20 protein-coding genes are annotated in these 22,795 nt (G+C 45.6%); 4 read left to right on the forward strand and 16 right to left on the reverse strand.

What is annotated here, in order from left to right:
• Positions 1-4: 4 nt before the first annotated feature.
• From rapZ to mgtE, 3 genes are all read left to right on the forward strand, one after another.
• Positions 5-862, forward strand: a complete 858-nt coding sequence (gene rapZ / locus OAG1_RS18295; protein WP_338622285.1) for an RNase adapter RapZ — start codon at positions 5-7, stop codon at positions 860-862.
• Complete coding sequence (locus OAG1_RS18300) at positions 849-1,118, forward strand: HPr family phosphocarrier protein (protein WP_016400739.1); 270 nt, start codon at positions 849-851, stop codon at positions 1,116-1,118. The genes rapZ and OAG1_RS18300 overlap by 14 nt, the downstream gene beginning before the upstream one ends.
• Before the next feature lie 69 nt (positions 1,119-1,187).
• On the forward strand, positions 1,188-2,549 hold the full coding sequence (gene mgtE, locus OAG1_RS18305) for a magnesium transporter (protein ID WP_338622286.1): 1,362 nt from the start codon (positions 1,188-1,190) through the stop codon (positions 2,547-2,549).
• A 70-nt stretch (positions 2,550-2,619) separates the two neighbouring features.
• Here the strand turns inward: mgtE and pmbA are convergent, their stop codons facing one another.
• On the reverse strand, positions 2,620-3,957 hold the full coding sequence (gene pmbA, locus OAG1_RS18310) for a metalloprotease PmbA (RefSeq protein ID WP_338622287.1): 1,338 nt from the start codon (positions 3,955-3,957) through the stop codon (positions 2,620-2,622).
• Positions 3,958-4,061: 104 nt separating this feature from the next.
• Here pmbA and yjgA point away from each other — a divergent pair, with 104 nt between their 5' ends.
• Positions 4,062-4,568 (forward strand): ribosome biogenesis factor YjgA, encoded by a 507-nt coding sequence (gene yjgA / locus OAG1_RS18315; protein WP_338622288.1) that lies wholly within the window; start codon positions 4,062-4,064, stop codon positions 4,566-4,568.
• Between the two features lie 50 nt (positions 4,569-4,618).
• Here yjgA and tldD read toward each other — a convergent pair whose 3' ends face one another.
• From tldD to OAG1_RS18390, 15 genes are all read right to left on the reverse strand, one after another.
• Positions 4,619-6,064 (reverse strand): metalloprotease TldD, encoded by a 1,446-nt coding sequence (tldD, locus tag OAG1_RS18320; protein ID WP_338622289.1) that lies wholly within the window; start codon positions 6,062-6,064, stop codon positions 4,619-4,621.
• Positions 6,065-6,069: 5 nt separating this feature from the next.
• Entirely contained in the window at positions 6,070-6,894 is an 825-nt protein-coding gene (locus tag OAG1_RS18325; protein ID WP_338622290.1) for a carbon-nitrogen hydrolase family protein, read from the reverse strand.
• Entirely contained in the window at positions 6,891-10,742 is a 3,852-nt protein-coding gene (locus tag OAG1_RS18330) for a YhdP family protein (RefSeq protein ID WP_338622291.1), read from the reverse strand. Before OAG1_RS18330 ends, OAG1_RS18325 begins: the two co-directional genes overlap by 4 nt.
• Positions 10,743-10,746: 4 nt before the next feature.
• The gene (gene rng / locus OAG1_RS18335; protein ID WP_016400732.1) at positions 10,747-12,216 is read right to left on the reverse strand and encodes a ribonuclease G; all 1,470 of its coding nucleotides are present in this window, start codon (positions 12,214-12,216) and stop codon (positions 10,747-10,749) included.
• A gap of 6 nt (positions 12,217-12,222) precedes the next feature.
• On the reverse strand, positions 12,223-12,801 hold the full coding sequence (locus OAG1_RS18340; RefSeq protein ID WP_338622292.1) for a Maf family protein: 579 nt from the start codon (positions 12,799-12,801) through the stop codon (positions 12,223-12,225).
• Positions 12,798-13,283, reverse strand: a complete 486-nt coding sequence (mreD, locus tag OAG1_RS18345; RefSeq protein WP_016400730.1) for a rod shape-determining protein MreD — start codon at positions 13,281-13,283, stop codon at positions 12,798-12,800. The genes OAG1_RS18340 and mreD overlap by 4 nt, the downstream gene beginning before the upstream one ends.
• A gap of 24 nt (positions 13,284-13,307) precedes the next feature.
• The gene (gene mreC, locus OAG1_RS18350) at positions 13,308-14,123 is read right to left on the reverse strand and encodes a rod shape-determining protein MreC (protein ID WP_016400729.1); all 816 of its coding nucleotides are present in this window, start codon (positions 14,121-14,123) and stop codon (positions 13,308-13,310) included.
• Positions 14,124-14,206: 83 nt separating this feature from the next.
• The gene (locus OAG1_RS18355) at positions 14,207-15,250 is read right to left on the reverse strand and encodes a rod shape-determining protein (protein WP_016400728.1); all 1,044 of its coding nucleotides are present in this window, start codon (positions 15,248-15,250) and stop codon (positions 14,207-14,209) included.
• Between the two features lie 175 nt (positions 15,251-15,425).
• Positions 15,426-19,343 (reverse strand): DUF6701 domain-containing protein, encoded by a 3,918-nt coding sequence (locus OAG1_RS18360; protein WP_338622293.1) that lies wholly within the window; start codon positions 19,341-19,343, stop codon positions 15,426-15,428.
• Complete coding sequence (locus OAG1_RS18365; protein WP_338622294.1) at positions 19,340-19,804, reverse strand: hypothetical protein; 465 nt, start codon at positions 19,802-19,804, stop codon at positions 19,340-19,342. Before OAG1_RS18365 ends, OAG1_RS18360 begins: the two co-directional genes overlap by 4 nt.
• The gene (locus tag OAG1_RS18370; RefSeq protein ID WP_338622295.1) at positions 19,776-20,588 is read right to left on the reverse strand and encodes a prepilin-type N-terminal cleavage/methylation domain-containing protein; all 813 of its coding nucleotides are present in this window, start codon (positions 20,586-20,588) and stop codon (positions 19,776-19,778) included. The genes OAG1_RS18365 and OAG1_RS18370 overlap by 29 nt, the downstream gene beginning before the upstream one ends.
• The gene (locus OAG1_RS18375; RefSeq protein WP_338622296.1) at positions 20,588-21,115 is read right to left on the reverse strand and encodes a prepilin-type N-terminal cleavage/methylation domain-containing protein; all 528 of its coding nucleotides are present in this window, start codon (positions 21,113-21,115) and stop codon (positions 20,588-20,590) included. Before OAG1_RS18375 ends, OAG1_RS18370 begins: the two co-directional genes overlap by 1 nt.
• Positions 21,102-21,578 (reverse strand): type II secretion system protein, encoded by a 477-nt coding sequence (locus OAG1_RS18380; protein ID WP_016400723.1) that lies wholly within the window; start codon positions 21,576-21,578, stop codon positions 21,102-21,104. Before OAG1_RS18380 ends, OAG1_RS18375 begins: the two co-directional genes overlap by 14 nt.
• Before the next feature lie 49 nt (positions 21,579-21,627).
• Complete coding sequence (locus OAG1_RS18385) at positions 21,628-22,086, reverse strand: prepilin-type N-terminal cleavage/methylation domain-containing protein (RefSeq protein ID WP_338622298.1); 459 nt, start codon at positions 22,084-22,086, stop codon at positions 21,628-21,630.
• A gap of 36 nt (positions 22,087-22,122) precedes the next feature.
• Complete coding sequence (locus tag OAG1_RS18390) at positions 22,123-22,740, reverse strand: type II secretion system protein (RefSeq protein WP_016400721.1); 618 nt, start codon at positions 22,738-22,740, stop codon at positions 22,123-22,125.
• Positions 22,741-22,795: the final 55 nt, after the last annotated feature.

Below are 22,795 nucleotides of genomic sequence, written 5' to 3' on the forward strand. Positions count from 1 at the left end.
TATCATGGAACTGATCATCGTTAGTGGGCGCTCGGGTTCAGGTAAAACCGTCGCCTTAAGAGTATTGGAAGATCTCGGCTACTATTGCGTCGACAACTTGCCGGTTGTGCTTTGGCAATCACTTATCGACAACTTAAAAAAAACCTATTCTAAAGTAGCAATTAGCATTGATATTCGAAATCTTCCCGATGAGCTATCACCGGTAGGACAGCTAATACGAGATGCAGGGCCTGACATTAATCTGTTAAGCATTTTTTTAGATGCGAAAGATGAAGCGCTGATCCGCCGTTACAGCGAAACACGCAGGGTACACCCGCTTAGCCAAAGCAACTTATCTTTAGCAGAAGCGATTGAATCAGAAACCGAGCTATTAGCCCCCATTTCTAGAAATGCCGATTTGCGTATCGACACTTCCCGTTTATCGGTACACGAGCTAAGCGGCTTGATTCGCTCACGCGTTACTGGTGACCAACAACAACAGCTAATTTTGGTGTTCGAATCCTTTGGATTTAAAAATGGTGTGCCTAACGATGCCGACTACATGTTTGATGCGCGTTTTTTACCTAACCCGCATTGGCAAGAAGAGCTACGCCCACTTACCGGCTTAGATAAAGCCGTGCAAGAATACTTGGCTGCGCAGCCTTTAGTTACCCAATATATCGAGCAGATTAGCCAGTTATTGCAATCTTGGTTACCGCATTTAGAAGCTAACAATCGAGCCTATTTAACCATTGCGATTGGCTGTACTGGCGGGCAACATCGCTCGGTGTATGTGGCCGAGCAGCTTGCTAGCCTTTTTAGCGCTCATCGAAAAATACAACGACGCCACCGAACTTTGGAACATCGCCTTGAAGCTCACTAGACAAGTAGTAGTAAAAAACAAATTAGGTCTGCACGCACGTCCTGCCACCAAGTTGGTTGAGCTGGCTCAGCAATTTGACGCTGAGCTGAGTATTATCGACGGTGAGAAAACGGCTTCTGCTGCCAGCGTTATGGGTTTACTGGTACTAGCCAGTGCGCAAGGAAGTACGTTAACCATAGTATCTGAAGGTGCAGACGCAGAAGCCGCTCTAGATGCGGTTCAAGCCCTAGTAGAAGCTAACTTCAACGAAGAATAAATCTATACGCAATAAAGCCAAGCTACAATTAGCAAGCAGTACATAACAAAATAACAATAGGGATCGCTTATGCCAGAAGAGATGGAGTTAAACCCTAATCAGCACAAACGCTTACAGGAGCTAAACCAAGCCCTCGACAGCGGTATGTTCGTGCATGTTAGGCGCATGCTTCATCAAATGCCTCCCTGTGACGTAGCACTATTACTAGAATCTAGCCCACCAGCAGGGCGTAAAGTGTTATGGCAACTTACCGACCCCGAGCAACATGGTGAAATTCTCGAAGAGCTAAACGAAGATGTAATGGAAGGGGTACTTCAGTTAATGGCACCAGAAACACTGGCCGCCGCAACTGAAGGCATGGACACCGACGACATCGCTTATGTACTAAGAAGTCTGCCCGACAGCGTGTACCAAGAAGTTCTTGAGCAAATGGATGGTCAAGACAGGCACCGTGTAGAAGCTGCTCTAGCTTACCCTGAAGATACTGCTGGCAGTATCATGAATACCGATACCATTACCTTACGGGCCGACGTAAGTATCGATGTGGTATTGCGCTACTTACGTTTACGTGGCGAACTGCCAGAGGCTACCGACGCCCTGTACGTAGTTGACGAAGATGACTTGCTACTGGGCGACATTCCTTTATCTACTCTGCTTACAGTAAGCCCCAACGTTAATGTTCGAGAAGTAATGGATGGAAACGCAGAAACCATCCATGTATCTATGGATGAAAACGACGTTGCAGCTTTATTTGAACGCCATGACTGGATTTCGGCTCCAGTAGTTGATGAACAAGGTAAACTGCTAGGCCGGATCACCATTGATGATGTGGTCGATATTATTCGCGAAAATGCCGAGCACAGCATGATGGGTATGGCGGGCATGGATGATGATGAAGATACCTTTGCCCCAGTGGTTAAAAGTACCCAACGCCGCACCTTTTGGTTAGCAGTAAACCTGTGCGCGGCCTTAGTGGCGGCCTCCATCAGCAATATGTTTGAATCTACCCTAGAGCAGTTAGCCACCTTGGCCATTTTAATGACGATTGTACCCAGCATGGGCGGTATTGCTGGTAATCAGACCCTTGCTTTGGTTATTCGTGGTTTAGCTGTGGGGCATATTGGTGAAGGCAATTCACGTTGGTTAATAGGCAAGGAAGCTGCGATTGGCATGCTAAATGGGATTATCTGGGCAACTGTCATTGCCTTGGTAGTTACTCTATGGAAAGGCGATTGGACCTTAGGGATTATTATTGCTGGTGCGATGTTTATTAACATGTCACTGGCCGGTTTAGCCGGCGTAACTATTCCGCTGTTAATGAAGAAATTTAAAATTGACCCAGCACTAGCTGGCGGTATGGCCTTAACCACCGTGACTGATGTAATGGGGCTATTTTCTTTCTTAGGGATGGCCACCTTAGTGCTGGCCTAAACGACAGAGTTATCTGGTCAACGGCTCTTAACCTGTTCAAACAACAAGGTTAAGAGCTGAGAATTAACGCCTAGCTACCTGCTACTTTCATTGATGAGATCAGCACCGAGCCCGACTGAATTGCGCTTTCTTTATCAAAGTCGTCAGCGATCGCCACGATATTGGCAAACATCTCTTGCAGAGTGCTGGCCACGGTAATTTCATGCACAGGGAAAGCAATCTCGCCGTTTTCGACCCAGTAACCTGCTGCGCCACGTGAATAATCACCAGTTACGGTATTTACCCCTTGGCCCATCATCTCTGTCACTAGCAAGCCGGTGCCCATTTGCTTAAGTAACTCTGCGCGACTTATGCCACTGTGCTTAACCTTCCAGTTATGAATACCACCAGCATGGCCGGTGCTTTGCATTCCTAACTTACGCGCTGAATAACTGGTAAGTAAGTAAGTTTCTAACTTACCGTCAGCAATAATGTGCTTCGCGGTTGGTGCTACGCCTTCACTATCAAATGGCGTACTCGACAAGCCTTTTTTAATAAATGGGTCTTCGTAAATCGACAACCAACTAGGGAATAATTGCCTGCCTAAGCTATCTAACAAGAACGACGAACGACGGTACAAGTTACCACCACTAATGGCCCCAACTAAATGACCAAATAACCCACTGGCTACATCTTGGTCAAATACCACGGGTACTTCGCAGGTAGAGATTTTTTGGCTATTTAAGCGCCCTAGGGTTTTTTGCTGGGCTTTAGCTGCTATGGTTTCAATACTATCAAGATCTGCAAAATCACGCGCCACACTGTAGGCATAGTCACGTTGCATCTCTTTTTCGCCAGCAATTAGCATGCAACTAATGCTATGACGACTAGTTGGATAACCGGCTAAAAAGCCGTGGCTATTGCCATATACCTTCACACCATAATGGCTATTGATGTTAGCGCCATCACTCGCCTTAATTTGTGGATTGCGCAAAGCAATATCTTCGCACTGCTTAGCCACATCAATAAAATAATCAGGTTCTAAGGGATGAGGATGAAATAACTCTAGATCAGGAATATCGCTAGCTAGAAGTTGCTTGTCGGCAATTCCAGCGGCAGAATCTTTCGATGTGTATTGCGAGATATCATAGGCAGCTTTCACTGCATTTTTTATCGCTTCTGGGCTTAAGTCTGAGGTTGAAGCACTGCCCTTACAATTAGCTGAGTATACGGCGATGCCTAAGGCGCCATCGTGATTAAACTCCAAAGTCTCAACCTGTTGATCACGGGTTGCTACACAAATCCCGGTTTGCTTTGAAATCGATACTTCAGACTCATCGGCACCCAACTGTTTGGCTTGCTCTAAGGCGAATTCCACCGCCTGCTTCAATTGACTTAACTCTTGGCTAACTTGTTTTTCAGGGCTCATTGTTATTCTTCATCTCCATGCATAGCACTAGCATAACAAAACTCATCGAGCGACCATATGCAAGAACTGGTAAGATATGAAAAAAAGTACCACGAGAGTTAAAAATGAAGAATCAACAGCCCTATGATGACGAAGACGATTGGATCAGCAAGTCTGAAATCAAACGTGAAGCAGATCGGCTGAAAAAAATAGGTGCCGAGTTAGTTGCCCTAACCAAACCGCAACTCGCCACTATTGAAATGAGCCCAACACTGCGCGAAGCCATTGCCTTAGCTAAACGCCTAAAAGACAAGAGAGAAGCGGCGCGTCGCCATATGAATTACATTGGCAAGGTAATGCGTACCGAAGATGAAGAAGCAATCAGTGCAGGCTTAGATAAAATTCGCAACAAGCACATTTATCAAGCTCAAGCGCAATTAGCGTTGGAAAAGCAGCGTGATTTATTGGTTGCCGAAGGCGATGCTGCAATTAATCAGTTGCTTGAGCAAAACCCAAGTTTAGAGCGCCAAAAGCTACGCCAATTAGTGCGCCAAGCCAAAAAAGAAGCCGAGCAAGAAAAGCCAGCAAAGGCTCACCAAGATTTAGCTAAGTATTTAAAAGAAAACGCTTAATAAGCTAAAAACAAAAAAGGGGCCTAAGCCCCTTTTTTTACGCAATTAATTTACGCTGTACCGCCAACCGTTAACTCATCGAGTTTAACACTGGGTTGACCAACTCCAACAGGTACACTTTGACCTTCCTTGCCACATACCCCAACCCCTTGGTCAAGAGCGAGGTCATTGCCTACCATAGACACCTGTTGCATTGCTTCTGGACCACAGCCAATCAGTGTTGCACCTTTAATTGGCGTGGTAATCTTTCCATCTTCGATTAAATAAGCTTCTGAAGCGGAAAATACAAATTTACCCGAAGTAATGTCCACCTGTCCGCCACCAAAATTAGGCGCAAAGATCCCTTTTTTCACCGAGGCTATCAGTTCTTCAGGTTCGCTTTCGCCAGGTAACATATAAGTATTGGTCATACGTGGTAAAGGTAAATGCGCGTAAGATTCACGACGACCATTACCAGTAGAGCGGGTATTCATTAACTGAGCATTATGCTTGTCTTGCATATAGCCTTTCAGTACACCATTTTCTATCAATACATTGTATTGTCCTGGCGTGCCTTCATCATCAATATTTACAGAGCCTCTGCGCTGCCCTAAGGTACCATCGTCAACAATAGTACATAGGCTTGAGGCCACTTGCTCACCCATACAACCACTAAAAGCCGAAGAGCCCTTACGGTTAAAATCGCCTTCTAGACCATGACCGACAGCTTCGTGCAGCAATACACCAGGCCAACCAGCACCTAATACCACCGGCATTAAGCCAGCTGGGGCATCTACAGCCTCTAAGTTTACTAAGGCTTGGCGCACTGCTTCATCAACAAAGCCCATGGCCCGCTCGCGCCCATTAACATCTTCTAAAAAGTAACTGTAATTCCGACGTCCACCGCCACCAGCGGAGCCTCGCTCTCGGCGCTGGTTACGTTCCACCAATACACTACAATTAAAGCGAATTAAAGGGCGAATATCGGCCGCTAAGGTACCATCACTGGCAGCAACCAATACCTCTTCATAAACACCACTCAAACTAACAATTACTTGAGTAACAGCAGGATCTAAGCTGCGCGCATATTTGTCTGCTCGCTCTAATAGGGCAATTTTTTGCTGATTAGACAGACTCACTAATGGATTATCAGCTTGATAAAACTGTTCGGCAGAAACCTTACTAAAAGGTTTAATCTTGGCGTTTACACCTTTGGAGCTGATGCCTCGTGCTGCTTGGCAAGTTTGTAACAAGGCGCTGTTATTAATCACATCGGAATAGGCAAAACCGGTTTGCTCGCCACTTATTGCGCGAACTCCTACGCCTTGCTCAATGTTATAGCTTCCTTCCTTTACAATACCGTCTTCCAACACCCACGATTCGTGGCGGCTATGTTGGAAGAACAGATCAGCATAATCAATTTGGTGTTTTGCCACTTCGGTCAGCGCCATACTTAGCTCTTGTTCGCCAATGCCTCCCGGCACCAGTAATGACTGACTGACTTTTTCAAACGACATAGTGTTTATTCTCTCCACCCTAGTTGTAATTGACCATGCAACGGCACGGGCATCCGGTCCCTAATTTGCTGTAATAGCTGCGGATTAAAATCGGCTCTTGCTGGCCCCGTTCCGCTTGGCTGTAGATCTAAACAACGCCCCCATGGGTCAACAATCATCGAGTGCCCCCAAGTTTGGCGTTGATTTTTATGTGTTCCTGTTTGATTGGCGGCCACTAAATAGAGTTGGTTTTCTATGGCTCTGGCTTGCAGTAACGCTTGCCAGTGGGCTTCCCCAGTTAATGCAGTAAATGCAGCAGGAACTAATACAATATCACAGCCCTGTTGGCGCAGCAGCTGAAATAAGTAAGGAAAACGTAAATCAAAACAAATCGCCATTCCTACTCGAATTGCGCCCATATCAAACCAAGCGAGCTGCTCACCAGCAACAAAACTGTCTGATTCTCGGTAACTCCCCACGTTGTCAGCCACATCCACATCAAACAAGTGGAGTTTGTGATAATGCTGTAACAACTCTCCAGCAGGAGAGAAAGCCAAACTGGAGGTGTAACAACGGTGCTGTTCTACAGCTTTTGTTGGCACGCTACCAGCCACCAAATAAATGCCATATAACTTGGCTTGTTGGCTAAGCCAAGTTTGAATAGGCCCTTTGCCTAAATGCTCGGCGATAGACATATAGACCTTATCGCCACCACCATAACAAGCGAAGTTCTCGGGCAATAGCACTAAGTCACCGGCCTTAGGCTTAGCCTGTTGCAGTAAATCTTCAGCCTGCTTGAGATTGTCTTCGACCACACCGTTTGAGGTCATTTGTAGGGCGATCAGTTTCATTGGCGAGACTCTTTGGCTCTAAATTCATCGGGGACTTTAATTTCTTGTTTCACCCGCTCAAGCTCGATAAGCTCTGGCTCAGCAAGATTACCGGTAAGGGCGAAATCAATTTGCGTCACCACTTCCACCACTGGCTCTAGCAGTTTAGACAATGCCAACACTGCAACTCCAGTCGCAGGTGTTACCAAAAAGGCGGCAAGTACCGGTAGACTGGATGTCACTTTAGGTGAGTAACTCACTCGATAATCAATTTGGCCATCGCGGAAGTCAACTTCACCTTTACCACGCATTGCGCCAGCTACACCATCTAAGTAAAAGTCTTGATTGTTACCCACGCCATTATCAAAATTAATGCTGCCACTCATTGAATCAAAGTGCAGCCCTTTTTCAAATACATCACTAAAATCAAGCTGTAAGCGGCGTCGGATGGTATCTAGGCTAGCGAGGGTGAGCAAGCGCGTCCCCTTGTCGCTCATCTCAGTAACAACACCCTTATCGGTCTTCACCGATATAGAGCCATCCAAGCTGTTCATTTGTGGTTTAAGTAAGCTGTCTTGCCAACTTACATCAAAGGTAAAGCGTGCAGGTGTGCCTTTTAAAGGGCTATCTCGGCCTAAATCTTCAATAACTTGTTCCATGCTAGAGCTATCGAAGCTACCAGCAAACCCGGCTTGCTCTTGCTCGTCTACTATGTTCCAAAACATCGCTGCGGTAAGTTGGCTATGACCCCAATCAACCCATAAACGGCCATTCTCCATCGCTTGGTTTTCTATTGGCAGGTCTAGTTTAACGTTACCGATACGATAGTCACCAAACTGACAGTCGTTACAGCTAATCGCTATTGGTGGCAATACTTCAAGCAAAGAACTGCCTTGCTGTTCAGCCACTGCTTGGGTTTGCTCAGCTTCACTATCCAGTTGGGAAAAATCTAGCTCATTCAGCTGTGCTTTCTCAATGTTTATCTTCACGGCTTCTTCGATGCTTGGCGCATCAGGCACCGCAACACTAGCTATCAACTGTTCAGATTCAATTTGCAGCTGGGTTTTACTGCGCGGCAAATAAGCAATATTGAGGTTGTTTAGTTTTTGGCCGAGTAACTGCGCTTCATCAACAGATCCGCGGATAAACATCAAAGGCGGTACAGTGAGACTCACGTTGGTGTAGCTTGATTCTGGTTTTTCTGGGGTGAACTTAATTTGTTGCTTTGACCACTTTAACCATGGCTCTAAATCTAGCTGAGCGAAATCAAAAGACATCGCTAAGCCTTCGCCCTGCCACAGTAAATCGTTATCTTTCCCTAAATTAAGCAAGGCATATTTAAGCTGTTTCTGCTCATCGACAAAATCAACTTGAGCAACAGCAGAGATCAGTTGGTTAGATTCTAGCTGTAGTTTTCCACTTAAACCATCGCCACTAATACTCAGTGCGGTAGGCCAAGTTTCTGCTGGGCGTTTTTGAATAGGTTCAGGAAGCGTTAGGGCGAGCCCTAGCAAGTCACTTCGAAAATCGCCCTTATAATCGAACTGGCCTTCGGGTTTTAAGCGAATATCTAAATCGCCCTGCCAATTAAGGCTACCAGAAGTATAATCGCTAAGCAGAATACCAAAGGCTCGCTGCGCATCACGCAGCGGCCAACGGCCTACGAGATCGAAGTTAAGTAAGTAGTTATCTGCCGAGGCTTGAGTACTAAATTTAATGTCCAGCGGCATGCCGCGCCACAGTGCACTTAAGTTATTAGTACGTAACTTTTCATTTTGAAAATATAAGCGGCCATTCACCTGGCCCAAGCTCATGCCGGCCGGCTTAACATCAATGCTGTTACCATTAAAATCAACATGACCATTTACCTCAACCTCGCCATCATAAAGCGGGATGTTCAAGTAAATCTCACCAGCTACGTCTCCGCCACCTAAAGGCAATTGCGCTAAGCTATCGCTAAGCGCTTCGATGGGGGACTGCAATAGATAGTCTTGCACGCCTTCCGCCGGGCCAGCAATTTCACCGGTAATGAAAAGCTCCGAACGACTTTGAAACTGAGGAATACTAGCGCTAATCCGTTGAGCTGGTACTTCGCCCAAGCGTGCGCGGTTACTTTCCATAAATAGGCCATCATTTTGAAACAGCAAATCTAGCTGCAACTCTTCCAGTGCCGGCCAATCTGGGTCAAATTTGAAAGTGGCATTCTCTAGTGGAACAAAGGCTTGGAAGATGCCGTTCTTCGCATCATAGGGGTAGTTATTAAGTTGGCCATACCACAGCACTTGGCTATGCTTTGCCTGCCCTTCCACCAAGGCATCTTTTAAGTAAGAAAACACCTTATCTGGCATGACTTCTGGATAATACCAATAAGCTTTACCTGCATCTCTAATTTCGGCGTTCGCCATTAAGCTCAATACTGGCCAAGCGCCATCTTTTGGCCAAGTTAGCGACCACATGCCAGCAAAATCTAATTCAGGAGTGATTAAGTGAGTATGTCGGCTGCGTAAACTCAATCCGGGATCGGCAAAACGAATCGCTATATCAGAATCGAGCTTTTCAATTTTCCAGGTTTCTTCAAATTGTACTCCTAGGTGAAAACCGCCTTGTTGTTGCAACCTGACATTGGCCTGATATTTATCGCCTTGCACCTTAGCATTTAAGCCGCTAAGACTAGGAATAAACGCTTGGCCTTGGGTACTCACATCAAGTAGCTCAGCTTGATAAGTGAGTTGCTTAGTGGCTTGCTGATATTCAAGCTCCAGCTGGCTAAGTTGCCCTCCCTTTAGTAACTGAGACCACGTTATGCTCGACTCGCTATCTTCTAGCACTGCTAACACCGGTGACCAAGTCGCTAAATCAAGCTCGGCCAAGCGCCATGCCTGTTGCTGTTTGCTCACCAAACCTTGTAACGAGAAATCGGTGCTTTGATCATTAACATTTAGCTGCCAAGGTAGCTTATCAATTCGCCACTTATCAGCCACCTTCAGGCCCTGAACAAGGCCGTTGTCAATACGCAGTACTTGTTGGTTCTGTTTGCCCCACGATAAATGGCTGGGTTGCCACTGGCTTAGCCAACGTTGTTGCTGCTCTGCGCCAAATTCTGCCCATAGCGAAAGGTTCACATCACTCTCGAAATGCTGTGCCGAAGCACCCAGCAATCTGCGCATGGCTTTTAAATTAAGATGCTCAACCTTAGCGAATAACTTCCCCGTTAAGCCACTTACATCGGCAGCATCGCCGATTAGGTCAATGCGAAAACTTACTTGACCATTTTGCAAATCTTGGCCAATCAGAATTTCACCATTACCTTGGTGTAAATCCCCCTTGTTCACCCAATCTAAACTAGCAATATCAAAATTCATGCTATGTTCTGGGAAGCTCAGTTCAATGAGGCTATTGGTTAAACTAAATTGCGCCAACTGCCCCAAAAACACATTACTAATGGCTTGATAGCTTTGGCTAAAATCGCCGGAAGACCTACTGTTGTTGGGATCAACACTAAGTTTTAAATGGAATTCATCAAGCACCAAATCTTTGAATACCACTTGGCGTTGCTCAATTGTTTCCCAAAGATCTAGTTCTAGCATCAGCGCCCCAACACTGAAGCGGGTATTGCGATCTTCTCCAATCGCGACCTCGGAATCTTCAAACACCAGCATTGGTCTAAAGTTGCGCAGCCGAGCACTCAACTGACCAATACGTAACTCGGCGTCTTGATCGGCCACTAACCACTGTGCAAGGTCGTCTTTATAGTTGCTGGCAAATGATAAAATGCCGCGTGCAATACTTAAGCACACGGCAATAATCACTAATACTATTGCAAGGCCGTACCAGCATTTTCTGGCGCCACGGCGTAAAGGAGTTGCCATAAACCTACATTAATACCACGTCAAATTGCTCTTGACTGTACATTGGTTCAGTTTGAACTCTAACTTGCTTTCCAATAAACACCTCTAATTCTGCTAGGCTGTGAGACTCTTCTCCCATCAACATCTCTGCCACCTTGGTCGATGCATAAACGATGAAGTTATCGGCGTCATAAGCGCGATTAACCCGAATGATTTCACGCAGCACTTCGTAACATACTGTCTCGACTGTTTTTACCGTACCGCGACCACGACAGGTTGGACACTCGCCACACAGAATATGTTCAATACTTTCGCGAGTACGTTTACGCGTCATCTCTACTAAACCTAACTGAGAGAAGCCGCTAATGTTAGTTTTGGCCCTATCTTTAGCTAAAGCCAGTTCCAAACTATGCAGCACACGGCGCTGATGTTCGGAATCAGCCATATCGATGAAATCGATAATCACAATGCCACCCAAGTTGCGTAAACGCAGTTGGCGAGCAATTGATTGAGTTGCTTCAATATTAGTATTGAAAATAGTTTCTTCGAGGTTTCGGTGACCAACAAAAGCGCCAGTATTGATATCGATGGTGGTCATCGCTTCGGTCTGGTCGATAATCAGGTAGCCGCCAGACTTAAGGTCCACGCGTCGTTTTAGGGCGCGTTGAATCTCATTCTCTACATCAAACAAATCAAAGATCGGTCTGTCACCAGCATAGTACTCAAGAATTTCGGTAAATTCGGGCACAAACTCAGCACTAAAAGAAACCAGTTGTTCGTAAGTTTCCCGTGAATCCACCCGGATTCGATCTAAGTGAGTCCCCACAAAATCACGAATGATCCGCAGCGCTAAATTCAGCTCTGCGTACAGCTTACTTTTACTTGGCGAGCTCTCTTTACGCTGCAGAACCTTGCGCCATACTCGTTTTAAAAAAGCCGCATCTTGTTCAAGCTCATCAGCGCCAATACCCTCTGCCGCGGTACGAATAATAAAACCGCCCAACTCATCAACAAAGTCGCCACAAATCTCTTTTAAACGCTCCCGCTCTTCTTCACTTTCAATCCGCTGTGATACCCCAACATGGCTACTGCCAGGCATAAATACCAGGTAACGTGAAGGCAAAGTGATGTCTGTGGTTAAGCGTGCACCTTTAGTACCTAGTGGGTCTTTAACCACCTGCACCATAATGTCTTGGCCTTGCCTAACCAGTTCGGCAATATTTCCCGCTTGGAAATGCTCTTGCTCGGTAATGTCGACACATTCAGTATGAGGAACAATGTCAGAGGCATGTAAAAATGCCGCTTTTTCTAAACCAATATCAACAAAAGCCGCCTGCATACCGGGTAATACCCGACTCACTCGGCCCTTGTACATGTTACCAACAATACCGCGTCGCGCATCACGTTCTACGTGGGTTTCTTGCAAGATCCCGCTATCCACTAAAGCTACACGAGTCTCGGTTGGGGTAACGTTAATCAATAATTCTGCTGACATAGTAACCTAGCGAGTTAAATGTAAATGGAGTAAGCAGTCGGTCTCTACCAATGGCAGACCAACCACCGAACTATAACTACCTTCAATACGTTCGACAAACCTACCGCCAAGCCCTTGAATGGCATAACTTCCGGCCTTATCTGCCGGTTCACCACTGGCCCAATACTCAGCGATTTGGCTATCTGAAACCTCGCAGAAGTACACCTCTGTAGTCACTAGCTGAGTATGCGCCCGACCTTGATAATACAGGCAAATTGCGGTCATTACTTGATGCTGCTTAGCACTTAGCAAACGTAACATCGTTTTGCTGTGATTGGCGTCTTTTGGTTTACCCAGCACTTGGTCACCACAAACCACAATCGTATCTGAGCCAAGCACCGCTACCGAATCCGCTTGATGCAAACTAGCTATAGCTGCAGCTTTCTCTTCGGCTAAGCGGCACACTAAGCTTGCAGCCGCTTCATTCTCTTTTGGTGATTCGTCAATATCTGCGGCTTGGCAAGTAAACACCCAGCCTAACTGGCCTAGTAGTTCACGTCTTCTTGGCGAAGCTGAGGCTAAAATAAGTGGGCACTGTTGTATCATGAAATCTTCCACTGGCGGCGCAATTTACGCAGCAGTAAAAATATCCAAGGCCAAGCAACAGTAGTGGTAATAACCGGATAAAAGTAACCATAAGGCAACTGAATATCTTGAACGAGGTATTCCGCCCAAAAAACCACTATTTTAGCTAAACCCGTTAAACCGCCTACCACCAGTGCTTGTTGCCAAACCGAAAAATTACGCAAACGGGTAAAGTTAGTGGCGGCAATATAAGCCACAATCGACATTGCCAAGGCCCGAACACCTAAGGTTGAGCCGAGCAGAAGGTCTAAAATAAAGCCTACTACGAAGGCAATGCCCACGTTACTGCGATGGGGTAAAGCGATTGTCCAGTAGAACACACACACCAATACCCAATCCGGGCGAAAGGCGTCAGCAATCAAAGGCAAAGGAATGATTGCCAATATCAATGCGATGAATAAACTGCCGATAATGGCACCACGGCCATTAATTTTTTCAATCATGCTATGCCTTTACCAAGCTAATGTTTAGGGCCAAATTAGTAACAAATAACGTAAGCGATCTAACTCAACGACCGGTGTAGCCATTACGTCGGCATAGGGTTTGCCTTCCTGATAGTCAAAGCGATTAACGACCGCCACCGGGTAGCCTTCAGGAAATACACCGCCTAAACCAGAGGTAACCAACACATCACCTTCACCTATGTCGGTACTTCGTGGAATATGCGGCAACTGCAAACGATTTAACTCGCCAGTGCCGGTAGCCACTGCGCGAATGTCATTTCGCGCAATACGCACCGGGATGCCATGACTCGCATCGGTGATAAGCAATACTCGACTGGTGGTAGTGCCTACATGCAATACTTGACCAATAACACCAATATCGTTGATGACAGGTTGCCCTTCAAACACCCCATCGAGTTTACCTTTATCAATAACCACCTGATGCGAAAATGGATCGGAGTCCACGGCCATAATTTCGGCCACCAGCTTGCGACTATCGTTACGCACAGGAGAGCCCAATAAAGCCCGTAAACGGGTATTTTCTTTGGCTAGACTTTCCATTAACAATTGATCTGCGCGATTAAGTAGTAGCTGCTCTCGCAGGCTACTATTTTGTTTTTTCAGCTGTTCACGGGTTATCACTTGATTGGACATTGAGTCCATAAGTTGACCCGGCATATTGGCAATGTATTGCAAAGGGCTCACAGCGGAATGCAAATATACACGCACTTGCTTAAAGGCAATCAGTTTACTGTCGATGAAAATCAAAGAAATGGACAACAAAATAGCGAGCACAAGGCGAAGCTCTAAAGATGGACCTGGGCCGAAGATAGGTTTCATCGGTCGTTACCTAAGTAGTTGTCTGTTTGGAACAAAGTTAAATAAAACGAAGAACACAAGGTGTGTTCTTCGTTAGGTGTTACTTATTCGTAATGGAACAAGTCACCGCCGTGCATGTCGATCATTTCAATAGCTTTACCGCCACCTCGTGCCACACACGTTAGAGGGTCATCGGCAACCACTACAGGTATACCGGTCTCTTCCATCAATAAGCGATCTAAATCGCGAACCAAGGCGCCACCACCAGTTAACACCATACCGCGCTCTGAAATATCAGATGCTAGCTCTGGAGGACTTTGCTCAAGCGCTACCATTACGGCACTTACAATACCTGAAAGAGGTTCTTGCAAGGCTTCTAAGATTTCATTGCTGTTCAGAGTAAAGCTTCTTGGCACTCCTTCAGCAAGGTTACGGCCACGCACTTCAATTTCACGAACTTCGTCACCTGGGTAAGCAGAACCAATAACATGCTTAATGCGCTCGGCAGTTGCTTCACCAATTAAGCTACCGTAGTTACGACGCACGTAGTTGATAATGGCGTCGTCAAACTTGTCACCACCAATACGTACTGAAGAAGAGTAAACAACCCCGTTTAGCGAGATAATCGCTACTTCGGTAGTACCACCACCAATATCTACCACCATAGAACCGGTAGCTTCTGATACTGGCAAGCCGGCACCAATCGCTGCAGCCATTGGTTCGTCAATTAGGTAAACCTCACGTGCTCCAGCTCCCATAGCCGATTCACGAATTGCACGGCGCTCAACTTGGGTAGAACCACAAGGAACACAAACCAAAACACGAGGGCTTGGGCGCAAGAAGTTATTATCGTGAACTTGTTTAATAAAGTGCTGCAGCATTTTTTCAGTAACATAAAAGTCGGCAATTACGCCATCTTTCATTGGACGAATCGCCAAAATGTTACCAGGAGTACGGCCTAGCATTTGCTTAGCGGCATGACCTACCGCAGCGACACTTTTGGGGCTACCAGCGCGCTCTTGGCGAATCGCCACTACTGAAGGCTCGTTAAGAACGATCCCCTGATCTTTTACATAAATAAGTGTATTGGCTGTTCCTAAGTCGATAGACAAATCGTTAGAAAACAAGCCTCGAAGCTTTTTAAACATAGCTGGGCGAATCCTGAGAAATAGTGTCGATGATAAGCGATTAAAACTTGGCTCACTTTACCAATGCAAACCGCGACTAGCAAGCTTACTCTAGAGAGATGCCAAGGATAGTGAAGGCTATCACCTGCCTTTGGTTAAATCCTCGGTTTAGATTGCATATTTTTCAACCAATCCACTACTGATAACGCATCCTGCGATCAATAACCCGATCGCTTTGACGAAATACGCCAAAGGTTACTTGGCCACTTCCAATAGCATCATCTGCACTTTCAAAGCTACCATTGCCATTCCAATCTTCACGTAACCAATTAAGGTTACTGTCTAAATTAAACCAATAATCTACTTGCCCTGTATTGCTGTCACCCGGAGCAGTAAAATCGACCCAAATTACGCCTTGCTCTGCGATGCCTGGAGAACGAAGTGAAACATCAGAACTGCCTCCACCAACTTGGGCAGTGTCGGAATCAACTTTAGGTAAAAACTCTAAGCTAGGAAGATTGAAATTACTGCAAACATCATCAATATTTCGGATGTACTGATTGCCATCGTAATACTGCAATTCGCCATTAACTGCTATAGCTTGAAGCTCTGAGCCAAAGCCGTTATTAAGCTTAATGCGACCATGGCGCAATTCTGGAGCAGTACCCAACACACAGCTATAAGCAGTATCATCATCTCCCACACACACATAAGTGCCATCGGTAGATTGAATGCCAGCATCGCTATGTTGATAAAATAAGCTAATAGCACCGTCTACTATCGGAGCTTGCACCGTTACCGGTTTTTCAACGCCAGAAAGTAAATCAGTTTGGGTAAACACGCCATCAGCCCAAGTGCTGGTAGATTCTTCTATCATAAAGCCATCATCAAAACCCGCCACCGCAGAGCTACTAACAAAACTCCAATCATCATCGGAGTTTCGGCCTACATTCGTTACCTGGAATTTGCCCTCGGAATAGTTTTTAGTTGTAGCACCAAATGCATTTTCAGCTACAAGGGTCCAACTAATTAGCTGCTCTTGCTGGCCAATGTAAGTAAAGTCGCCAAGTAAACAGGCAGCTTGAATGCTCGCCACGGTTAATTCAAAATGATGTGGATAGAAACTTCCCACTTCACTATTAGCTTTTGCTACTTGGTAGTCTATTTTCCCTGTCATGTCAGTACCCTCAGGATAAACCAAAGGGTAGCTTAAATATAAAGTCACTCCACCAGTGTAATTTATGTCTCCCACCTCAGAATAATTAGTATCAATTATTCGCATCACACCTGCCGATTGACTATCGATGGTGCCTAGACCGAGAACGCCTTCAACACCATTTTCTGGATCAGGCGGAAGACTAGGACTTTCTAAGCTGGCCTCCTGCAGCAGCTCACTAGGCTCAGCAATAAAGTTCGGAGCATGACACTCTTGGCCCTTACTAGTGATGTCACAGTTGTCGATGACCGCAACTAACGATGAAACAAAAGGATCACCGGCTTTAGTGAAATATGTTGTTGGATTCACTCTGGTTTCATCAGCTTGGTTTTTTATATCCTGCCATACAAAGCCCGCTGGAATTAGCTCTGCAGTCGTGCTTCCAATTAAGGTGGTGGTTGAACCGTCAACAGTTGAGCCTTCTTCATCCCAAAAGTTAATACCCAAACGGCCAACATCGGGATAACGCAAGTTAAGCTGTGCCTCACCATCAACAAATACTGTTTTGATATTGGTATTGGCACCTTGGCTAGTGCCTACATCTAAAAATTGATTGCTATCTTGGTCTTGCACAGCCAGTTGCCGCGTTCCTGAAGTGGGCTGGATATAATCAGTCCAAAAACTCAAATCTTTGGAACCTTCATAATTAGCGATTTGGCTGCAACCAACACCGCCATCGGGGTCTTTCCCCACTGCGGTAAGCTTGAGGATAAACTCAGTATTGGCTTTATGTGGATTCTCTCCCCAGGTTCCAATAAGCTCGTCTTTAAACCCATAGGCATTAAAGGTCACAACAGTAGTGGCACTAATTCCGCCATCGGCTACAGTAAGCGTTACTGCGCCTTCTAAGGGATGTAGTAAGCCCAAAGTCACTTCACCTAAATCATTAGGTACAAAACTATAGCTGGCTTGGCCGTTGTCGGCTCCAGCTTGCAAGCCGCCTTGACCATCACCTTGCGACCACGTACCACGATTAGTTGAAGTACTCAGTCCAACGGTTCCTTGAAAGTTCTGGTCAATTTGCCCATCTAAAGTCGCTTGGATAGTCACCTCATGGATATCACAGGTTAGCCCAGCACTATCAGCAAAGATATTAAGGCCAGGCACCTGCACCGAAGAATTAGAGGCGAATGCCATATAGCTATATTCCTCCGCTAAGTGACTTCGTTCGTTATCTAGGTATTGATCTTCTTCAGTGATCATCGAAAAGTCGGCAGCATTGTGCTGACATCGCCTTAACCAACCGCCGTTGTTGCCTCGTCGCTCATTTTTGCTACCCACCAAGATAGGTGGAGTAGAAAACAGATTAGTTTGATAACTGGTGGTGTAGTTACAAGTGGCTGCAGGGTTGATAGTGCTGCTGCCACTGCCATGAGTAACAGAGTTGCCAAACTGATAATTGACCACCTGATTGTCTACAGTTATAGCGCCTACCGTTGGCTCTGTAGCAAGGTAGGCGACTGTTTCATCCTGTAAATCTTCGTAATAGATTGAAGCATTGTCCGACACACAATAGCGAGAGAAAAATCGAAAGTCATAGGCTTCACTGCTATCTATCGCTAGGCGAATGCCGTTATTGTTGTACTCCGAGTTTGAGGTTAACCAACAGTTGTTATTACGTGATTGCATTTGATGCAAAACTACTGTGAGATAGTTCGGCATGTCAACATTGAAGTAATTTCTATCTGGGAAGGGGAAAGCTTCATTAGTATCAATGGTGCCCGCTCTTAACTCGGTACCATCTTCGAGAAAATGTTCACCTTCATTCACTGCAATCCAATCAACTGCTTGAATATTTTTTGAGGCCGTTGTATTGCCTGGTGGTTCTTGCCGAGCCCAAGTAAAGCCAGTCCACTCACCGTTGCTTTGAATTACGCTGGTTAAAATCGCCGCCACAGGACCATCGTTATTTGGGTCACTGGCATCCATTGGCGTCATCAAAAAAACTAATGGTTTAGACTGATACGCTTGATCAAAGGTGACAGTTCCACCGTTTTGACCTGCACCTGAATTACCAAACTGTAATAGCAGAGGCTCAACCAATGAGCCATCACATACAGGTGCAAAATCGACTTCTCCGGCATTGCTAATCCCACGAACTTGCACTTCGTTGGCTAAAATCACATCCCGCTGTTGAGTGAATAATGCGCCGTCTACCTGAGCCTGATAGCCAAGTGAGACATTTCGTCTAGCATAAGCAATAAAGGCAGATTTAGTCTCATTTGCCAGGTTAATATCTTCACGAGAGTAAATAGCTAGGCGTAGAGGGTCACCTCCCTGATTAATTTCAGTTTGGTAGAAAACACTGACATCCCCTTTCACAAAAATCTTTACTGTGCCGCTACCTCCTAATACTTGGAGGGTCGCTTCCGAGCCTATTGAAAAGCTTCCATCAACCCAGTAAGTCCCAGGATAAAGATTTAAAGTGCTTTGATAGCCAAGGTTTATATTTTCAATAAAATATTCATCTTGGTTAGCTGAAAAAGTGATGGTACTTTGAGTTCCACCTTCAACATCGGCAAAGTTATTCGTATCGTAGCTGCCGCTGCCTAATACCACGCTTTGCTGATAACCGGCATTAACTGATTGGCCATTGTTTATTTTCTCGATGGAAACATTATTACCGGAGCTGGCTCGATCTCCACTAGGGATACAATCGGTATTAGCATCTGGGCAGGTATCCCCAGAGGTATCTTGATTATCCACTTGGTCGATATCTAAGCGACCTTGATTAGAACCATAAATTCTAGACAGCCAATTAATTTCTAAGCGAGCATTGTTTTGTGACGATGCAATCGGGCTAGAAAACACCTCTCGACACTCAACCGCTTGAACAGGCTGAGCTCCTAGCAGAAGGCTTATGCCTAAACAGCTCGCAAATAAGGACCACAACTTCATAAGGCACTCCTTGCTTGAATACTTTGGCTACGCTGGACCAATACCTCTCCAGAGCCACATTGGCCAGTAGCTTGAAGATCAAAGAAACGCGCACTCAACTCTGTGATGTCTTTTTGCTGGCAAGTCACGGTAACGCCGCATGACGACAGCCCTTGACCATTAAGAGTAGGTGCAGAAGTCACATTACTGCATTGGCCCAAAGTTGCTGCCGGTACGTTGAGAGGAAATAGTTCTGACAGCGCTTGCTCTAAACCTGAATAAGCCGCTAACTCAGCACGCGTTCCTAGAACATCCCATGCGGCATTGCGGGAGGTGTCTTGAATCATTGCCGTTAATCCCACGCTGATTAGTGCCATGACCACAATAACAAAAATAGCCACCACTAAAGCGCTACCACTTTGGCGGGTAGGAAGTGCTTGGTAAGCCTTTATGTTAGGGCTGATTAAGAACGACGATGTCATGATTAAATTCCACTACTTCTCTATTCTCAACAAAGCGCAAGCGAAGGTTCACCAAACCATTTCGCGTCAAGCTAGCAGGCGTAACTTGAAATGGCTGAACAGCACTGTTTGCTTCAAGCTTGCTGGCCATTAATACCCCATTGCCACTATCAGCCGGCTGAAAGCGCAACAGGTTACTACCTTCCACACAATAACGGATCGGTTCATCTAATATAAATGCTCGCTGAGCCGGTGAGTCCGTGTTCACACTAATCGAACCAGAAAAATTAATAGTGCTAACACCAGAACTAGCATCAGCTGCAATACCGCTTAAACAAAACACCTTGCCTGTGGCTGCGGTACAATTAGCATCTAATAAGGCGCCATTGGCAGTTAACACTTCATCACTGCTTAATACATAAACCCCCAACCAAGCATTGCCAGCCGCTGTAACAGCAGGTTGGTTGAGTGAAGTAACGACAGAGCCAGAAGCCGCGCTGCTAGGTGTAATCGGTAAGTTAATATAGGTATGACTAGAAAAGGTAGGCACAAAGGTTAAACAATGATTAGCTTCGCCAGCACTATTTTGGCCAAGCATAGCGCTGTTTGGTAAGCTGTTATGTAGCTCGCGATTTAAACGCTCTATGGCAAAACGCGCTTCACCCAACAATACTTGGCGGTCTGCGCCTTGGCGGTATATCAAACTACCAGTGCGCAGGAAATCACTAGTAGCAATCGCTAAAATCGCCAACAACACCATGGTAATAACCAGTTCAATTAAGGTAAAACCTTGCATGCGGCGCATTAGTAATTCCACCTATAAGCGCTAAAGGCGTAATCGATGCCATTAGGAGCTCTTATTATTACGTCGATACGTTTGGCTGCATTGATGCCATGATCACTGCTATCAACGTTAACTCGGTAAGAAAAATTACGATAAATATCCGATAAATCAACTCCTAAACTATCATCGATAGTAATGAAGTTGCCGTTGGTGTGATAGTCATCTACATCATTGTATTGCCCACGGTCTTCTCCTTCAGGACCATAATCACTAGCTGCCGTGCAGCTCAACTGCCCAGTTTCACTGCAGCGCCAAAGCCCTCCTCCGGTGTGATCAGAGTTTTCATCAAATGATTTGCCAAGGATTTCATTCATTAAACTTGAACCAAGCTCGGCCGAGCGCACCTCGTAAACTGGGTCAACACTTTTTAGCGCTTGTGGTGCTAGAAAAGAGGTTATCACCACCAACGATATGGCCAACACAACAATGCCTACAATTAATTCGATAAGGGTAAAACCACCAGCAAAAGGCTGCTTATAAGGGCGCATGAATATAGCCCTCTGATTCTATGATAATAGTGTGAGTATCATCGCCTTCTACGCTTATCACACAAGGAAATTGACTGCACAAAGATGAATCGGCAAGCCTTACTCGTCCCATCCCGTCAAAACGAATCGTTCCTTGGCTGACCAACAAATCGCTAGAATAAGAAACAGCTTCCAAAGGAGGAGATGTATTGGCGCAGCTACCATCGGTAGACAACTCGCCAGAGAAATAGTTGTCAGTATTTACTTGCAGAAAAAAGCAATCTTGATAATGATTCATGGCTTGGGTTTGCACAAGATGCAAGCGACTTAATAGTTGCTCCCGCAGGCTAATTTCAGCAAAGCCACCGCGAAAGAACTTAGGTAAAACTGTGATGGCAAGAATGCCAATTAAGATGAGCGTAATCACCAGCTCAATAATGGTAAAGCCGGAGGTTTTAGGATGAGGTATTCGCGGAAGCTCCAATGTCTACGAGAGTAAATAAAAGGCTAGCCGAAGCTAGCCTTTTAAACTATTAACAACCGTCGGTTAAGCCAATAGCTGTTGTAGCCGGAGTATTGGCATCAGCCGCTTCAGTATACACTACAGTACAGTTCGCATCAGAAGCAACTGAACTTGGACGAAAAGTGATTGTAGTGCCTTGAGGATCGGCCCACCAGTCATTAGTGTTAGCATCTACCCAAAATTGATAGCTTGCGTTTGCTTCAGGGTAACCGAACACTGTATTGATGGTATTTCCAGAGTCTGAAACCGAATCAGAAGGTTGGCGCTCAACACCTGCAATAGCTGCCTTGCTATATACCAAGTTAGCTCCACCCTTCAGCGCAGCCTCTAAACCACTTAAGGTTGAAACTCGCGCATCAGTTTGTAAGTTCAAAAACTTAGGTGCGGCTGTTACTGCCAAAATACCTAAGATGATAATCACAATCACCAATTCGATTAGCGTAAAGCCTTGCTGTTTAATTACCTTCATTTCTATATCCTTAGAAAATTATTGATTTATAAATCGTTAGTTAGGAATGTTAGTAAAAACCCGCCCTGCGGCTGGTTGATACGTGAAATTGTTATATGAACCTTCATCATTACCAGGATCCACGTAGGAACCGTCACTATTTTTAGCCAAAGAGTTTACTTGATAGAAAATACATCGAGTCTCCTCTGCGGCTCCCGTTACCGTGGTGTAATACTTGAAATAATCACCTTGGTTAGCTACCTCAGAGAAGGTAGCCGTAGCGCGGGCTGGATTTTGTAAAATTGCGTCCCACACTTTCAAGCACTTATCCCCGGATAAAGTACCAGGGTCCACGTCTTCATCGTCGCTAGTCATAGGATAACCAGGAGCAACACTGCCATTGCTTATTTGCGCTGCAGTAGGCGTGGTTAAATACACTTTTTGAGTATCATAAATAACGGCATTTTTGCCATTTTCACTAGGGCGACCTTCTGCCTCCCATTGAGCGCGGGCTAACGAGACACCAGTGGCAAAACCACCGGCTACGCCCTCTAAGCTCGCTACCTTAGCTTCTTCTGTTACATCTAAAAATCGCGGCAAAGCGGTAGCAGCTAAGATGCCCAGAATAACAATTACAATCACCAACTCAATCAGCGAGAAGCCAGCTTGTCTCATTGTAGATCTTGATACCGTAGAAATTGTTGTCACTGTTAGACTACCTCTTAAATCG

The sequence above is a fragment of the Agarivorans sp. OAG1 genome (assembly GCF_037076485.1).
In the GTDB taxonomy this organism is placed as follows: Bacteria; Pseudomonadota; Gammaproteobacteria; order Enterobacterales; family Celerinatantimonadaceae; genus Agarivorans; species Agarivorans albus.

What these genes read in the sequence shown, in the direction of transcription:
- rapZ (WP_338622285.1), top strand. Translation starts at nt 5, where the DNA reads ATGGAACTGATCATCGTTAGTGGGCGCTCGGGTTCAGGTAAAACCGTC.
- mgtE (WP_338622286.1), top strand. Translation starts at nt 1,188, where the DNA reads ATGCCAGAAGAGATGGAGTTAAACCCTAATCAGCACAAACGCTTACAG.
- pmbA (WP_338622287.1), bottom strand. Translation starts at nt 3,957, where the DNA reads ATGAGCCCTGAAAAACAAGTTAGCCAAGAGTTAAGTCAATTGAAGCAG.
- yjgA (WP_338622288.1), top strand. Translation starts at nt 4,062, where the DNA reads ATGAAGAATCAACAGCCCTATGATGACGAAGACGATTGGATCAGCAAG.
- tldD (WP_338622289.1), bottom strand. Translation starts at nt 6,064, where the DNA reads ATGTCGTTTGAAAAAGTCAGTCAGTCATTACTGGTGCCGGGAGGCATT.
- OAG1_RS18325 (WP_338622290.1), bottom strand. Translation starts at nt 6,894, where the DNA reads ATGAAACTGATCGCCCTACAAATGACCTCAAACGGTGTGGTCGAAGAC.
- OAG1_RS18330 (WP_338622291.1), bottom strand. Translation starts at nt 10,742, where the DNA reads ATGGCAACTCCTTTACGCCGTGGCGCCAGAAAATGCTGGTACGGCCTT.
- rng (WP_016400732.1), bottom strand. Translation starts at nt 12,216, where the DNA reads ATGTCAGCAGAATTATTGATTAACGTTACCCCAACCGAGACTCGTGTA.
- OAG1_RS18340 (WP_338622292.1), bottom strand. Translation starts at nt 12,801, where the DNA reads ATGATACAACAGTGCCCACTTATTTTAGCCTCAGCTTCGCCAAGAAGA.
- mreD (WP_016400730.1), bottom strand. Translation starts at nt 13,283, where the DNA reads ATGATTGAAAAAATTAATGGCCGTGGTGCCATTATCGGCAGTTTATTC.
- mreC (WP_016400729.1), bottom strand. Translation starts at nt 14,123, where the DNA reads ATGAAACCTATCTTCGGCCCAGGTCCATCTTTAGAGCTTCGCCTTGTG.
- OAG1_RS18355 (WP_016400728.1), bottom strand. Translation starts at nt 15,250, where the DNA reads ATGTTTAAAAAGCTTCGAGGCTTGTTTTCTAACGATTTGTCTATCGAC.
- OAG1_RS18360 (WP_338622293.1), bottom strand. Translation starts at nt 19,343, where the DNA reads ATGAAGTTGTGGTCCTTATTTGCGAGCTGTTTAGGCATAAGCCTTCTG.
- OAG1_RS18365 (WP_338622294.1), bottom strand. Translation starts at nt 19,804, where the DNA reads ATGACATCGTCGTTCTTAATCAGCCCTAACATAAAGGCTTACCAAGCA.
- OAG1_RS18370 (WP_338622295.1), bottom strand. Translation starts at nt 20,588, where the DNA reads ATGCGCCGCATGCAAGGTTTTACCTTAATTGAACTGGTTATTACCATG.
- OAG1_RS18375 (WP_338622296.1), bottom strand. Translation starts at nt 21,115, where the DNA reads ATGCGCCCTTATAAGCAGCCTTTTGCTGGTGGTTTTACCCTTATCGAA.
- OAG1_RS18385 (WP_338622298.1), bottom strand. Translation starts at nt 22,086, where the DNA reads ATGAAGGTAATTAAACAGCAAGGCTTTACGCTAATCGAATTGGTGATT.
- OAG1_RS18390 (WP_016400721.1), bottom strand. Translation starts at nt 22,740, where the DNA reads ATGAGACAAGCTGGCTTCTCGCTGATTGAGTTGGTGATTGTAATTGTT.